At 37.0% G+C, this 14,905-nt stretch carries 15 protein-coding genes; all 15 read left to right on the top strand.

Features of this window, described 5'->3' with window-relative positions; translation table 11 throughout:
• Positions 1–112: 112 nt before the first annotated feature.
• Positions 113–535, top strand: a complete 423-nt coding sequence (locus H626_RS0105605) for a Fur family transcriptional regulator (RefSeq protein WP_027108476.1) — start codon at positions 113–115, stop codon at positions 533–535.
• A 129-nt stretch (positions 536–664) separates the two neighbouring features.
• The gene (gene rpsU, locus H626_RS0105600; protein ID WP_027108475.1) at positions 665–838 is read left to right on the top strand and encodes a 30S ribosomal protein S21; all 174 of its coding nucleotides are present in this window, start codon (positions 665–667) and stop codon (positions 836–838) included.
• A 25-nt stretch (positions 839–863) separates the two neighbouring features.
• Positions 864–1,310 (top strand): GatB/YqeY domain-containing protein, encoded by a 447-nt coding sequence (locus H626_RS0105595; RefSeq protein ID WP_027108474.1) that lies wholly within the window; start codon positions 864–866, stop codon positions 1,308–1,310.
• A gap of 168 nt (positions 1,311–1,478) precedes the next feature.
• Positions 1,479–2,447: a PhoH family protein gene (locus tag H626_RS0105590; protein ID WP_027108473.1), complete on the top strand. Its 969-nt coding sequence runs from the start codon at positions 1,479–1,481 to the stop codon at positions 2,445–2,447.
• Between the two features lie 21 nt (positions 2,448–2,468).
• On the top strand, positions 2,469–2,948 hold the full coding sequence (gene ybeY, locus H626_RS0105585; RefSeq protein WP_027108472.1) for an rRNA maturation RNase YbeY: 480 nt from the start codon (positions 2,469–2,471) through the stop codon (positions 2,946–2,948).
• A complete protein-coding gene (locus tag H626_RS0105580) occupies positions 2,929–3,339 on the top strand; it encodes a diacylglycerol kinase family protein (RefSeq protein ID WP_027108471.1) in 411 nt (136 codons plus the stop codon). The genes ybeY and H626_RS0105580 overlap by 20 nt, the downstream gene beginning before the upstream one ends.
• Positions 3,340–3,368: 29 nt before the next feature.
• Positions 3,369–4,271 (top strand): GTPase Era, encoded by a 903-nt coding sequence (era, locus tag H626_RS0105575; RefSeq protein ID WP_027108470.1) that lies wholly within the window; start codon positions 3,369–3,371, stop codon positions 4,269–4,271.
• Positions 4,272–4,284: 13 nt separating this feature from the next.
• The gene (gene recO / locus H626_RS0105570) at positions 4,285–5,133 is read left to right on the top strand and encodes a DNA repair protein RecO (protein WP_211221957.1); all 849 of its coding nucleotides are present in this window, start codon (positions 4,285–4,287) and stop codon (positions 5,131–5,133) included.
• A gap of 285 nt (positions 5,134–5,418) precedes the next feature.
• A complete protein-coding gene (glyQ, locus tag H626_RS0105565) occupies positions 5,419–6,321 on the top strand; it encodes a glycine--tRNA ligase subunit alpha (RefSeq protein WP_027108468.1) in 903 nt (300 codons plus the stop codon).
• Positions 6,322–8,406, top strand: coding sequence for a glycine--tRNA ligase subunit beta (gene glyS / locus H626_RS0105560; protein ID WP_027108467.1), 2,085 nt, complete (start codon positions 6,322–6,324; stop codon positions 8,404–8,406).
• A gap of 300 nt (positions 8,407–8,706) precedes the next feature.
• A complete protein-coding gene (locus H626_RS0105550) occupies positions 8,707–10,422 on the top strand; it encodes an ABC transporter ATP-binding protein (RefSeq protein WP_027108466.1) in 1,716 nt (571 codons plus the stop codon).
• 33 nt (positions 10,423–10,455) lie between these two features.
• Positions 10,456–10,971, top strand: a complete 516-nt coding sequence (locus H626_RS0105545) for a transcription repressor NadR (protein WP_027108465.1) — start codon at positions 10,456–10,458, stop codon at positions 10,969–10,971.
• A gap of 80 nt (positions 10,972–11,051) precedes the next feature.
• On the top strand, positions 11,052–11,639 hold the full coding sequence (locus tag H626_RS0105540; protein ID WP_245570080.1) for a hypothetical protein: 588 nt from the start codon (positions 11,052–11,054) through the stop codon (positions 11,637–11,639).
• 196 nt (positions 11,640–11,835) lie between these two features.
• Positions 11,836–13,704: a DNA primase gene (gene dnaG / locus H626_RS0105535; RefSeq protein ID WP_035618734.1), complete on the top strand. Its 1,869-nt coding sequence runs from the start codon at positions 11,836–11,838 to the stop codon at positions 13,702–13,704.
• A gap of 25 nt (positions 13,705–13,729) precedes the next feature.
• Positions 13,730–14,860 (top strand): RNA polymerase sigma factor RpoD, encoded by a 1,131-nt coding sequence (rpoD, locus tag H626_RS0105530; RefSeq protein ID WP_035618731.1) that lies wholly within the window; start codon positions 13,730–13,732, stop codon positions 14,858–14,860.
• Positions 14,861–14,905: the final 45 nt, after the last annotated feature.

Below are 14,905 nucleotides of genomic sequence, written 5' to 3'. Positions count from 1 at the left end.
CTTAATTTTTAAAGCAATCTTGAAACCTTTCGGCTGTTATGGGGTGGTTGATATATTGACAAAACTTAGCTATAATGAGAGTCAATTCAAGACATAGAAGGAAGCGGTATTTATGGTCGTCCAACAGCATGTGATTCAAAGGCTTAAGCAAAATGGGTATAAGTTAACTGAAAAGAGAGAAAAGTTATTGGAATTATTTTCTAATGAAAGTAAATCTCTTTCTGCTAAAGATGTACAAACAGAATTAAAAAAAGCTTATCCAAATATAAGTCAAGATACTATTTATCGTAATTTGCACACATTTGTTGAATTAAACTTATTAGAAGAAACTGAATTAAAAGGTGAGAAACTGTTCCGATACAAATGTGACACGTCTCATCACCATCATCATTTTATTTGTACGAACTGTGGGGAAACAAAAGCACTGGAAATATGCCCACTCGATTTTTTTGAAGGACAACTGCCTGGATGTACAATTACTGATCATCGATTTGAATTATTTGGAATTTGTGATAAATGCCAGTCGAAAAAATAAAAACAATTCTTTTCCATTATTGACGAGACCACGAAATTAGATTATAATGAAACAGAACAGTTTTGTTTATGCAAAAATATAGTATAAGTAGGACAGTTACATTAAAAGCACGGAGGGAGGGAATTAAATATGACAAAAACAGTTATCAAAGATAATGAATCTCTTGATGATGCTCTTCGTCGCTTTAAACGTTCCGTTTCTAAAACTGGGACTATGAAAGAAGCCCGCAAACGTGAATTTTATGAAAAACCAAGTGTGCGCCGCAAAAAGAAATCAATTGAAGCTAGAAAACGCAAACATTAATTCTTTTTGAATGTAGGTGAAAAGTGTGAGTTTAGTAACTATTATTAATGACGATTTAAAATCAGCCATGAAAGCTAGAGATAAACAAAAACTTTCTGTCTTGCGGATGATAAAAGCTTCTTTACAAAATGAACAAATCAAAAAAGGAAGCGAACTATCTGAAGAAGAAGAATTAGCTGTTGTAGCACGTGAAAAGAAACAACGTGTGGATTCTAAAGAAGAGTTTGGAAATGCTGGAAGAGATGATTTAGTTCAACAATTAGATATTGAAATCAAAATTGTTGAAGAATATCTTCCAGAACAACTGTCTGAAGAGGAAATTCGTAATCTTGTTCAAGCGAGCATAAATGAAACTGGCGCCTCTTCTATGAAAGATATGGGAAAAGTTATGGCTTCCGTTATTCCTAAAACAAAAGGGAAAGCTGATGGTAAAGTCGTCAATACTATTGTTAAAGAAGAATTAAGTCAATAAAACTAAGAGAACTGAGATATAACTCTCAGTTCTTTTTTTTGCGTTGTTTACGGTAAGCAAGTTTGAAACCGTTAGCGAATATGGTCAAGCTATCATAATTATTTCTATTTAAATCGTTTTTATGCTATCATCTTAGTACATAGTGAAGAAATAAGGGAGTGCTATTTTTTGACAAAAAGCTTGAATTCAAAAGAAACTGTTGAGTTTGAATCTGTCGAGGATTTGATAAATGTTGTGGGGTTTCATAACAATCATTTGGCCTTAATTGAAGAATACTTTCCAGTTTCACTTAATCAAAAAGGCAATAAAATTGAAATAAACGGGGAAAATTCTGTAGTAACCGTGGTAAAAGAAATATTTGAACAGTTTTCACTGTTTTTAGAATCAAATAAAGAAATTGAAAAAAAAGATATAATGAGTGCAATTCGTCTCGCTCAACAAGGTAAAATAAAATATTTTCAAAAAATGCTTGAAGAAGTGATCGGAAGAGATCGAAATGATAAACCCATTCACGTAAAAAATGTTGGACAGAGAAATTATGTTCAAGCCGCTAAAACCCATGATATTGTATTTGGGATCGGTCCTGCTGGTACAGGGAAAACTTTTTTAGCAGTTGTGATGGCTGTTTCAGCTATGCGAGCCGGAGAGGTCAAACGAATTATTTTAACGAGACCAGCAGTTGAAGCAGGGGAAAGTTTGGGATTTTTACCGGGAGACTTAAAAGAGAAAGTAGATCCATACTTACGGCCGCTTTATGACTCTCTTTATACGATTTTTGGAGTGGAACATACTAACAGACTAATGGAACGTGGAACGATCGAGGTCGCTCCGTTAGCTTATATGCGTGGACGCACATTAGACGATGCTTTTATCATTTTAGACGAAGCTCAAAATACGACTGTTCCACAAATGAAAATGTTCCTCACTCGATTAGGGTTTGGTTCTAAAATAATTATTAATGGCGATATAACTCAAATCGATTTACCTAAAAGAGTTAACAGTGGATTGATCCATGCAGAGAAAGTTCTTCACTCTGTTAAGGGTATTTCTTTTGTGCATTTTGATGCTCAAGATGTAGTAAGGCATCCATTAGTTTCAACCGTCATTGATGCTTATGAAAAGGCAGAAGATAATTAAAAGAGATAGGAAGATAAAGAAATGGATATACAAATTTTAGATGAAACAAAAGAATTAGAACAACAGCACCTCGATCTTATCCATTCAATAATCGAATTTTCAGCCAAAAAGTTGGCGATTGAAGAGGATGCAGAAATATCTGTTACAATTGTAAGTAGTCAGCGGATCAAAGAAATCAACCGTGAATATAGAGGAAAGGACTCTATTACGGATGTCATCAGTTTTGCGATGGAAGATGAGGCAGATGATGAATTTGATTTTAATTGGAACACGCTTGATGAAGAATTGCCGCGAGCATTAGGCGATATCTTTATCTGTTTAGAACGGACCAAAGAACAAGCAGTAGACTATGGTCATTCATTTGAAAGAGAATTAGGATTTTTAACAGTTCATGGTTTTCTTCATTTGAATGGATACGACCATTTAACTGAAGTAGAGGAAAAAGAAATGTTTTCGTTACAAAATGAGTTGCTAGAGGAGTATGGTCTTGAAAGAAAATAAGAAAGATACACAAAAAAGTCATACGTATCTGCAGTCATTTCACTATGCATTTAAAGGTGTCCAGACTGTTTTTTCAGAAGAAAGAAATATGCGTACACATCTCAGCTTAGGATTCATCATCTTGATTCTTGGATTTTTATTTGATATTTCCTATATGGAATGGTTATGGGTCACTTTTTCTATTTTCTTTGTATTGATCATGGAAATTACAAATACAGTTATTGAAAATTTAGTTGATTTAGTTACCAATTATGAGTTTCATCCATTGGCAAAGAAAGTAAAAGATATGGCTGCCGCTTCCGTACTGTTAAGTGCGTCATTGTCAGTAGTTATTGGCTGTATTATTTTCTTGCCTAAGGTGCTTTTATTTTTTGAACATATCATAAATTAATTACAATCGTTTGTTAGGAGGAGAATATTTTGGCAGAACCGTATAAATCAGGATTTATCTCTATAATCGGAAGACCCAATGTAGGCAAGTCGACTTTGTTGAACCAAATTGTGGGTCAAAAAATTGCGATCATGAGCGACAAAGCACAAACAACACGGAATAAAATTCAAGGGATCCATACGACAGATTCAGAACAAATTGTTTTTATTGATACTCCAGGGATCCATAAACCGAAACATCGCTTAGGGGATTTTATGGTGGAATCCGCTTTGAGTACATTCAATGAAGTTGATGTAATTTTATTTTTAGTAAATGCTTCTGAAAAAAGAGGACCCGGAGATAATTTCATTATTGAAAAATTAAAAACGGTTAGCTCACCGGTATTTTTAGTCATCAATAAAATCGACACTGTCCATCCTGATGAATTATTGCCGATTATTGCAGACTATCAAAAACAAATGGATTTTGCTGAGATTATTCCTGTGTCTGCATCTCAAGCTATGAATATAGACACCTTGATGGAAGTTATACGTGGATATATTCCAGAAGGTCCTCAATTCTACCCGGAGGATCAAGTTACGGACCATCCGGAATACTTTATCATCTCAGAATTAATTAGAGAAAAAGTACTTCATTTGACCAGAGAAGAGATACCACATTCCATTGCGGTCGTTGTGGAAAGTATCACACGAAGCGAAACTGAAAAAGTAAATATCCACGCAACCATAGTTGTTGAGCGTGCGAGTCAAAAAGGAATTATTATTGGCAAGGGTGGAAAGATGCTCAAAGAAATCGGCATCCGAGCTCGTAAGGATATTGAAGGGCTGCTTGGCGATAAAATCTATTTAGATTTATGGATCAAAGTTCAAAAAGACTGGCGGGATAAGTTACACCATATTCAAGATTACGGCTACAAAAAAGATGATTATTAAATAATTCAAACAAATGATTTGCACTACAACCCAATTTTCATACAGGAAGGAAAAGCTCGTGAGCAATCTAGAAGAAGTCGAAGGGATCGTTCTATCTGTAAGAAAACACAAAGAAAGAGACTTTCTTGTCAAGATTTTTACAAATACGCACGGTAAATTGATGTTTTTTGTACGTGGATCAAAAAAACCTACAGATAGTTTGCGAAGTGCTATCTTACCTTTCAGTTATGGAACCTATATTGCGGATATTCGCTCAGATGGGTTAAGTTTTTTACGTGACGTAAAAGATATTCATCATTTTACAAGTATGCAAACAGATATTTTTAAAAATGCCTACGCAACTTATATTTTAAGTTTATTAGATGCCGCCTTAGAAGATAAAATCAAAAATCCTGGTTTGTTTGAACAACTTAAACTTGGACTATCAGCTATTGATGAAGGAGAAGATCCCGAAATCATTATGAATATTTTCGAGGTAAGATTTCTTTATCACTTTGGAGTCATGCCCAATCTCAATAGTTGCGTATTTTGCGGAGAAACACAGGGGAAATTTGATTTTTCCTCAGTTCACAACGGTATTTTGTGCGAAAGACATTGGGTTGAGGATGAACGTAGATATCAGGCAACTGCTCGAGCCGTGCATTTTCTGCGTCTCTTTTCGATTTTATCTTTTGATCGTGTCGGTAAAATAACACTGAAAGAAGAAACCAAGAAAGAAATTCGTTGGTTGATCGACCAAATTTACGAGGAATATGTAGGCCTTCATTTAAAAAGCAAAAAGTTTATAGATAATATGTATAAGTGGGAAGCTGTTTTAAAAAAACGACCCGCACAAAAAAATGGCACTGAAAATGAGAATTGACAAATTAGCTTCAAATGACTATTATTAGTAGAGAAAAAATAAATATGCATACGCGAAGATGAAAGAAGAAACTGATGAGAAGGAAAGCGAGTTTGGATAGGTGAAAGCCAGACAGTCATCGGTGAAGGCATTTCGGAGCGTTTATTAAAAAAAGCTGCTAGTTTAAAGAACTAGAAGTAGGGTGGAACCGCGATTTTATCGTCCCTATGACGTCTGTTTCTATGCGTCATAGGTTTTTTTGTTTTGTAAAATACGATTGTTTAATTTAATTAAGGAGTGGAAAAAATGAATGAGAAGACACTGACGTTCCAAGAAATAATTTTGACATTACAAAATTATTGGTCAAAACAGGGGTGTATGTTGTTGCAATCTTACGATACAGAAAAAGGTGCCGGTACGATGAGTCCGTATACATTTTTAAAATCCAACGGTCCCGAGCCGTGGAATGCGGCATATGTAGAACCTTCCAGAAGGCCAGCGGATGGAAGATACGGAGAAAATCCGAATCGTTTGTATCAGCACCATCAATTTCAAGTAGTCATGAAACCTTCACCAAAAAACATACAAGAACTCTACTTAAATAGTTTGATAGCGTTAGGGATCGATCCTTTAAAACATGATATCCGGTTTGTTGAAGACAACTGGGAGAACCCTTCTCTAGGGTGTGCTGGATTAGGTTGGGAAGTCTGGCTAGATGGAATGGAAGTCACTCAATTTACTTATTTCCAACAAGTAGGTGGAATAGAGGTTGCTTCCGTCACGAGTGAAATCACATATGGATTAGAGCGGTTGGCTTCTTACATTCAAGATGTGGAGAATGTTTACGCTATTCGTTGGTCTGAAGATGTTACGTATGGTGAAGTATTCTTCCAACCGGAGTATGAGCACTCTGTTTATTCTTTTGAAACGAGTGATACCGAGATGCTATTTGATTTATTCAGTAAATTTGAAAAAGAAGCAACCATCCAAATTGATAAAGGGCTAGTTCATCCAGGATATGATTATGTCTTGAAGTGTAGTCATGTTTTCAACTTGCTTGATGCACGCGGGGCAGTTTCCGCTACGGATCGTCCTGGTTACTTAGCTAGAATTCGCAAAATGGCGAGGAAAATTGCTCGCACATACATTGATGAACGAGAAAAACTAGGATTCCCATTATCAAAAGACATTAGCAAGGAGGAGAAATAAATGACACACACTTATTTATTGGAAATAGGACTGGAAGAAATGCCAGCTAAAGTGATTGACTCTGCTAGTCAACAATTCAGAAATAAAACCAGCCAGTTTTTAAAAGAACAGCGTCTAGATTTTACGACTGTACTCATTTATTCGACTCCTCGGCGCTTAGCAGTAAAAATTGAAGGACTTTCAGCAAAACAAGCGGATTATACGGAAACTTTACGCGGTCCGTCAAAAAAAGCAGCTCTCACCGATGCGGGTGAATGGTCTAAAGCTGCGATAGGATTTTCTAAAGGAAACAAAGTAGATTTAGACGCTCTCTATTTTAAGGAAGTTAAAGGGAATGACTATGTGTTTGTGGATAAATACTCGAAGGGTCGACCCGTAACAGAAATACTACCGCAATTAATCGAAGTAGTGAAATCGTTAGAATTCCCGGTAAAAATGAAATGGGCCAATTATTCTTTTGCATTTATACGTCCTGTTCATTGGATCGTTTCTCTTTTAGATGAACTAGTCGTTCCGACTAGTTTGTTCGAAGTGAAAGCTGATCGGATAACAAGCGGACATCGTTTTTTAGGAAAAGAAATAGTTTTAGATCATGCATCAGATTACGAAGGAAAATTGAAACAAGAATATGTCATTGCAGATAGAGAAGAGAGAAAACAACAAATCAAGACTCAAGTTAATAAGCTCGGGGAAGAACATGACTGGAAAATTGACCTGGATCCGATGCTGTTAAACGAAGTCACGGACATGGTTGAATTTCCTACAGCCTTTTTTGGGCAATTTAACCATGAATTTTTGGCCGTGCCTGCTGAAGCTCTGATTTCATCTATGAAAGACCATCAACGTTATTTTGCTGTGAAAAATGAAACAGATACCTTGATCCCCTATTTTATTGGTGTGCGGAATGGAAATGCGGAACACATTGATAGAGTGAGAAAAGGAAACGAAAAAGTTTTGAAAGCTAGACTTTCGGATGCAAAATTCTTTTATGATGAAGACCGTAAGCACTCTATTGAGACTTTTGTCGATAAATTAAAAGGTGTATCCTATCATGAAAAACTGGGAAGTTTAAAGGCTAAAATGGATCGAGTGAATCAAATCGCAACCATATTGATGGAAAACATAACCATCACAAACGAAAGCAAAAACTATGTGAATCAAGCGAGCGCAATTTACAAGTTCGATTTAGTGACACATATGGTTGGGGAATTCCCTGAACTGCAAGGGATCATGGGAGAAAAATATGCCGTATTGGAAGGATATCCTGAGCCCGTTGCTCAAGCTATTCGTGAGCACTATTTACCTTTATCGAGCAATGGAGAAATTCCAGTGAGCATCGAAGGAACCATTCTTTCCTTGGCAGACAAACTAGATAGTTTGCTCCTTTTCTTTGCTGCAGATATGATTCCAACAGGTTCAAATGACCCATTCGCATTGAGAAGACAAGCAAACGGTATCGTTCAAATCATTTTATCAAACCAATTTGATTTGCCGATCGATCAGCTGATTCACACGATCGCTACAACTATTCAATTGGAAGATGCCGATCTCAAAAAACAAGTAGAGACTATTTACCCTCAAGTAAGCGAATTTATCAAAGGGAGAATGAAGACACAGTTACAAGCGAATGCGATCTCTTACGATATCATTGAAGCCATCCTAGCTTCTAAACAAGAAAAATTATCCCGTATCCTGGAAACCGCAAACTTACTTCAAAAAGAGAGTCAAAGCGAAGATTTCAGGTCACTTGTTGAAGCAATGACACGCGTAATCAATATCAGCATCAAAAATGAAGAGACGATGGACACTGCTGGTGCAATAAACCCAGACCTACTGACGACTACTTCAGAAAAAGCATTGTACGAACGTCTGATCAACTTAACAACCGTTTTAACGAACGATACAGCCGTTCCCGTATACTATAATCAGTTAAAAAGCCTCCAGCCCCTTATCGATCAATTTTTTGAAGAAACAATGGTCATGGACAAAGATGAAACCATCCGATCTAATCGCCTACAATTAGTTCATCAGGTTCAACACCTGATCACACATTTTGCTCAATTTGATAAATTAATTGTTAAATAAGAGCGTAAGGTAAAAGTGAAGGGATTCGCGTAAGGGAATAGCTTATTTGATAGCAGTACCAACAATAGAAGAGCGTAAAAACCAGAGTGAAACAAGACGCGTTTAAACCTGCAGATGTTATCTATCGCCTATTAAATAAGGAACAGCTGAGGCTAGGCACTACCAACTGCAGCATAGGGAAGTGAACGGTGGATTTGCTTTTGGGGATCACATTTTGGAAAACCATGTTCGCAAAAGAGGTAGAGGCTGTGAGATTTATCTTAGACGCACTTTTCTTTTTAAATGGAAGAGGGATCAGGAATGTTGAAGAATTTTTTTGGATATTATCGACCGTACAAAAAATTATTTATGATTGATTTTTGTTGTGCTATATTTGTAGCACTTCTGGAATTAGCCTTTCCTATGGTGGTAAGTACAGTTACCGATGAGTTGCTACCAACAGGGAACTGGCCTATTATCTTGCTTGTTTCTTTTGGACTCTTTTTGCTGTTTTTTCTGAATACTTTTTTCCAGTTCATTGTGACTTACTATGGTCACCAACTGGGTATCAATATAGAAACGGACATGCGAAAAGACCTGTATGATCATGTTCAAAAGCAATCTTTTAGTTATTTTGACGAGAGGGAAACAGGCAAGTTGATCACGCGTTTAACTTCTGATCTGTTTGAAATAGCCGAAGTTGCTCATCACGGACCGGAAGATATTTTCATAACGATTTTTACATTAGCCGGTGCGTTCGGTCTTATGATGACTATTCACGTGAGGTTAGCTATTGCAACATTCATATTGGTTCCTTTTATTGCTTTAGCGTTAGCCTTTTTCAATCGGAAAATGACAAAAATAAACACACAAATTTATGACGACTTAGCTAACTTCAGTGCGGGTATTGCTTCTTCAGTCGGTGGTATTCGAGTAGTCCAAGCTTTTGCAAATGAATCGTTCGAATCAAAGCGTTTCGATAAATTAAATCAAGCTTATAAAAAATCGAAATTTTTATTCTACAAAATGATGGGGATCAGTCACTCTTATAACTACTTATTGATTCGGCTGATCAGTTTGTTCGCTTTATTCTTTGGAGCTTACTATACGATTAATGGTGAAATCAGTTACGGAGATTTTGTAGCTTTTATTCTCTTTTCAAATGTGTTTGTTCGCCCGATTGAAAAAGTGAACACGATGATCGAGAGCTATCCAAAAGGAATAGCAGGATTTAAGCGGTTTCAAGAGGAACTCCATCGTCTTCCAGAAATTCAAAATAAAGAAAATGCTATCGATATAGACCATTTAAATGGAAACATCGAATATGATTCAGTTACATTTAGTTATGAAGAAGAGTTGACCGTATTGGACTCTATCGATCTCTCCATCAAACAAGGCGAAACGATTGCTTTTGTTGGACCAAGTGGGGCAGGGAAATCTACTTTATGTAATTTATTACCTCGTTTTTATGAAGTAGATGAGGGACAAATAACGATAGATGGCTATCCTATTCAAGATTTGACGATCGAGTCACTACGAAAACAAATTGGGATCGTTCAACAAGATGTCTTCTTATTCCCTGGAACGATCAGAGAAAATATTGCTTACGGAAATTTGCAAGCCACAGATGAGGAGGTATGGGAAGCTATCCGTTTGGCGAATTTAGAAACGGTTGTAAATCAAATGCCTAAAGGAATCCAAACCATTATTGGAGAACGCGGGGTTAAATTATCTGGGGGACAGAAACAACGCTTGTCTATCGCACGTATTTTTTTGAAAAATCCACCTATTCTTATTCTAGATGAAGCCACTTCTGCTTTGGATACGGAAACCGAACAAGCGATACAAGAAGCTTTAGATTCATTAGCAAAAGGGCGTACAACACTGATCATTGCCCATCGCTTGGCTACAATTAAAAATGCCGATCGGATTGCAGTAGTAGCCGATCAGGGAATAGCAGAAATTGGCACCCATCAGGAACTCATGAGTAGTAGTGGTCCCTATAGACGCTTGTATGAAGCTCAATTTGGAGAGTAATAAAACACGGCAAAGTAAACTGGAGGGAATGAAATGGATGCCAACTCAAGAAGAGATGCTCTATTGAAAACGTTGTTGCAAGCTTTTAAACCAATGACGGCTTCATCGTTAGGAACTGAATTCAACGTGAGCAGACAAGTCATTGTGGGAGATATTGCATTATTAAGAGCCAGCGGAAATGATATACTAGCGACACCAAATGGGTATATCACACATTACCAAAAACAGCCTCAGTATATTCAACAAGTGGTTTGTCAGCATTCTGCTGAGCAAACCGCTGATGAATTATACACTGTCGTAGATTCAGGCGGGGCCATCGTTGATGTGGTCATTGATCATCCAGTTTATGGAGAAATAAAAGGCCAACTCAATATAGCTTCCAGAAATGATGCAGATGCTTTTTTGAAAAAAATCAAAGAAGAGGAGACCTCCCTATTATCCAAACTGACAGAAGGTTTGCATACTCATACAATTACCACACCTTCAAAGGAAGTCTTTGAAACGATTCGCGAAAAATTGGATAACCTAAATATCATTTACAGAGATTAATGTCCCGTTAATAAAAAAGATTGACTTATCCTATCAATTTCGTATAATAAACAAGTGACAGGTGTCATGACACCTGTCACTTGTTTATTATACATAAGGAGTTGATACGCATTAAAAGAAATGAAGTATTTAAACTGACCCTCTCTGCTCTGCTCATATCCATTGGCATCGTCATTCCGATGGTATCGCCTATAAAAATATTGATGGAGCCCGCTTCTTTTACATTGGCTAGTCATGTTCCTATTTTTATTGCATTATTCATTTCACCAGGAATTGCTGTGGCCGTTTCATTGGGAACCGTGGTAGGATTCATGTTGGCGGGATTTCCTTTAATAATAGCTTTGAGAGCGCTGAGTCATGTGGTTTTTGCCGTCATTGGTGGGTTGGTTATCAAAAGAAACAGGTTACTGATTGAAGATAAGGTCAAGAGCCAGATTTTTTCATTCTTTATAGGTATCCTACATGGGGCTTCTGAAATGGCTTTAGTGACCTTTTTTTACTTTGGAGGAGCATTGCCGCAAGCAAACTATACAGACGGATTTTTTTACTCGATTTTCTTACTCGTCGGAGTGGGAACACTCCTTCACAGTATGATCGATTTTTTTATTGCCCAAATAGTCTGGAAAGGGCTAGGGAAGAGAACAAAGAAATTAGCACAGTTAACCTAAAAGCAGACTGCAAAAGAAAGAAAACCACTCGTAAGGTTTGGTTTTCTTTTTTTGTAATCTATAAAAAAATCTGGTATACTGAAATATGATTAAATGGATAAATTTTGTGTCATAGATAGTTGCCGCATAGGAATATGGATGCGGCTATTAATGTCTATGAAAACAATGGATATGCAGAAGAGGTGACACGGCAGTAATGAGAATTCCTGAAGAAACTGTGCAATCTGTATTGACTCAAACGAATATAGTCGATGTGATTTCTCAGTATGTTCAACTTAAGAAACAAGGGAAAAATTTGTTTGGTTCCTGTCCATTCCATGAGGAACGGACACCTTCTTTTTCTGTCAATGAGGAAAAGCAAATGTATCATTGTTTTAGTTGCGGAAGAGGAGGAAATGCGTATTCTTTCTTAATGGAAATAGATGGTTTGTCCTTTCCGGAAGCTGTTGTAAAAACCGCTGAAGTTAGTGGTCTGTCTATAGATGAGAAATACTCGCAAATGCAACACGATGGAATAAAAGAAGATTCGATTGCAGCGAAACTATTACGTATGCACAATTACGCAAGAGAGTTTTATCAACACCTGTTGCTCAATACGACTACTGGAGAAGCTGCTTTAAATTATTTATATGATAGAGGGTTAACGAAAGAAACCATTGAAACCTTTGCTATTGGTTATTCTCCTTCTAAAAAAACAGTTTTAAAACAATTTTTAGACACCAAAGAAGCTTTCACTTCTGACGAACTACAAAAAAGCGGACTATTTGCGGATAGAGAAGGAGAATGGCTTGATCGTTTTGCTGGGCGGATCATTTTTCCTATTGAGAACGATCGTGGCAAGACTGTCGCCTTTTCTGGTAGACTATTTGTTGTTGAAGATTCTATGTCTGAACATGCACAATCGGATTATACACAACCCAAATATCTAAATAGTCCCGAAACGGTTCTCTTTAATAAAAGAAAGATTCTATTTAACTATGCAAATGGACGCTCTGAAATACGACGAAAAAAAGAAGCCATACTTTTCGAAGGATTTATGGATGTCATATCTTCTTACCAAGCTGGTATCAAACATGGGCTTGCTTCCATGGGTACGAGTTTGACAAATGAGCACATTCAATTGCTCGATAAAGTTACCGATCATATCGTGCTTGCCTTCGATGGAGATCAAGCAGGTTTAAATGCTGCTAAAAAAGTTGGAGAAATATTCAGAGATGAATCCCCTTTTGCTATTGAAATCATCCAGTTTCCTGAAGGACTAGATCCAGACGATTTTATCAAAAAAAGAGGAAAAGAAACGTATTCGGAATTGATCACGCATGGTCGCAATACTTTTATGGGCTTCTTGATGGACTATTATCGACAAGAATTGAATCTAGCGAATGAAAGTGAACAATTTGCCTACATCGAACAGATTTTAAAGGAATTAGTTTTGGTCCCGTCAGCAATTCAGAGAGAAACATATATCAATCAGTTGGCAGAAGAATTCTCCGTATCTAAGAATTCATTGACTTCTCAATTTGAGCAATACACCAGAGAAAACAGACAAATAAAGAGACAACAACGTCAAAAAAACACTTCGTCAAAAGAAGTTCCAATTGTTCCACAAGTTCGTACTCAACAGGCCAAACTCACCCAAACAGAAAGAGCTGAACAATTTCTTTTTTATCGCCTAACTCATTCAATGGAAGTTTTTCGACATATTCAAAACCTCGAGGATTTTCATTTTGTCCACGAAGAATATCAATTGCTCTATTATTTGTTTGAAAGCTTTATCAGCGACAAAGAAGAATTTAGCTTATCTTTGTTTTTAGAATACATTAAAGATAAAGAACTGAAGGAAAAGGCTGTTCGAATCGAGTGGATCAGTTTAGAATCAGAATATACAATGGAAGAAATACAGGATTATATTGCTATTATTTCCACAAAAGATTCCCTTGAGGAAGAATTAAAAGTAAAACAACTCGATATGAAAAAAGCAGCACAAAGGAAAGACACAGCAGCACAGCACATGCTGATGACGGAAATCATTCAATTATCAAGGCAATTAAAAAATACCAACTAAGAATGTATCCACTAGGAGGAAAATAATGTCTGAAAAAGAAAAGCAACAGATCCCAGAACAAGCTTCTTATGAACAAGCAGTAAAAGGATATATCGCAGAAATCAAGAAGAAAAAAGAGAAAAATGTGAATTATACGGAGTTAACTAAACGTATCGCAAACCCTTACGAGTTAGATGCTTCCGAAATGGACGATTTGATTCAACGTTTAGAAGACCAAGGTGTAGGTGTAGTGGATGAGGAAGGCGATCCTATGGAGCGTCAAATTCAAAAAGAAGCCGATGCTGTTGAAGATGCCAAAAAAGAAGATTTGACTGCTCCTCCAGGGGTGAAAATCAATGACCCCGTTCGTATGTATTTGAAAGAAATCGGACGAGTAGACTTGCTTAAAGCGGAACAAGAAATCAGCCTAGCTAAACGTATCCTTGATGGCGATGCTCTTGCGAAACAAGAATTGGCAGAAGCCAACTTACGTCTAGTTGTAAGTATTGCTAAGAGATATGTCGGACGAGGCATGTCTTTCCTTGATTTGATTCAAGAAGGAAATATGGGGTTGATGAAAGCCGTTGAGAAATTCGACCACACCAAAGGATTTAAGTTTTCTACCTATGCAACCTGGTGGATTAGACAGGCTATCACTCGTGCAATAGCTGACCAAGCGCGAACAATTCGGATTCCTGTGCACATGGTGGAAACAATTAATAAGCTTGTGCGTATTCAACGTCAATTACTTCAAGATTTAGGTCGTGAACCGACGCCAGAAGAGATCGGTGCAGAAATGGATTTACCAACTGAAAAAGTACGGGAGATCCTTAAAATTTCACAAGAACCTGTTTCGTTGGAAACACCTATCGGAGAAGAAGATGATTCTCATCTTGGAGATTTCATTGAAGACAATGATGCAACCAGTCCCGCAGATAACGCTGCTTATGAGTTGCTAAAAGAACAGTTGGAAGATGTCTTAGATACTTTAACCGACCGAGAAGAAAATGTTTTACGTTTACGTTTTGGTTTAGACGATGGAAGACAGCGTACTCTAGAAGACGTGGGCAAAGTATTTGGTGTAACAAGAGAACGGATACGTCAAATAGAAGCAAAAGCACTACGTAAATTGCGTCATCCAAGTCGTTCCAAACAGTTGAAAGACTTTTTAGAATAATGCTTTTCCGCCTACTCCTTTAAATTTTAGAGGGGTAGGTTTTTT

The organism is Lacticigenium naphthae DSM 19658 (assembly GCF_000425865.1).
GTDB classification, from domain to species: Bacteria; Bacillota; Bacilli; order Lactobacillales; family Carnobacteriaceae_A; genus Lacticigenium; species Lacticigenium naphthae.
This window is presented reverse-complemented; position numbering and strand designations above follow the sequence as displayed.

Bases quoted from the DNA above. Each gene is read 5' to 3' on its own strand.
- glyS (WP_027108467.1), top strand. From the start codon at position 6,322: ATGACACACACTTATTTATTGGAAATAGGACTGGAAGAAATGCCAGCT.
- ybeY (WP_027108472.1), top strand. From the start codon at position 2,469: ATGGATATACAAATTTTAGATGAAACAAAAGAATTAGAACAACAGCAC.
- rpoD (WP_035618731.1), top strand. From the start codon at position 13,730: ATGTCTGAAAAAGAAAAGCAACAGATCCCAGAACAAGCTTCTTATGAA.
- H626_RS0105550 (WP_027108466.1), top strand. From the start codon at position 8,707: ATGTTGAAGAATTTTTTTGGATATTATCGACCGTACAAAAAATTATTT.
- dnaG (WP_035618734.1), top strand. From the start codon at position 11,836: ATGAGAATTCCTGAAGAAACTGTGCAATCTGTATTGACTCAAACGAAT.
- H626_RS0105605 (WP_027108476.1), top strand. From the start codon at position 113: ATGGTCGTCCAACAGCATGTGATTCAAAGGCTTAAGCAAAATGGGTAT.
- recO (WP_211221957.1), top strand. From the start codon at position 4,285: ATGATTTGCACTACAACCCAATTTTCATACAGGAAGGAAAAGCTCGTG.
- glyQ (WP_027108468.1), top strand. From the start codon at position 5,419: ATGAATGAGAAGACACTGACGTTCCAAGAAATAATTTTGACATTACAA.
- H626_RS0105580 (WP_027108471.1), top strand. From the start codon at position 2,929: ATGGTCTTGAAAGAAAATAAGAAAGATACACAAAAAAGTCATACGTAT.
- H626_RS0105545 (WP_027108465.1), top strand. From the start codon at position 10,456: ATGGATGCCAACTCAAGAAGAGATGCTCTATTGAAAACGTTGTTGCAA.
- rpsU (WP_027108475.1), top strand. From the start codon at position 665: ATGACAAAAACAGTTATCAAAGATAATGAATCTCTTGATGATGCTCTT.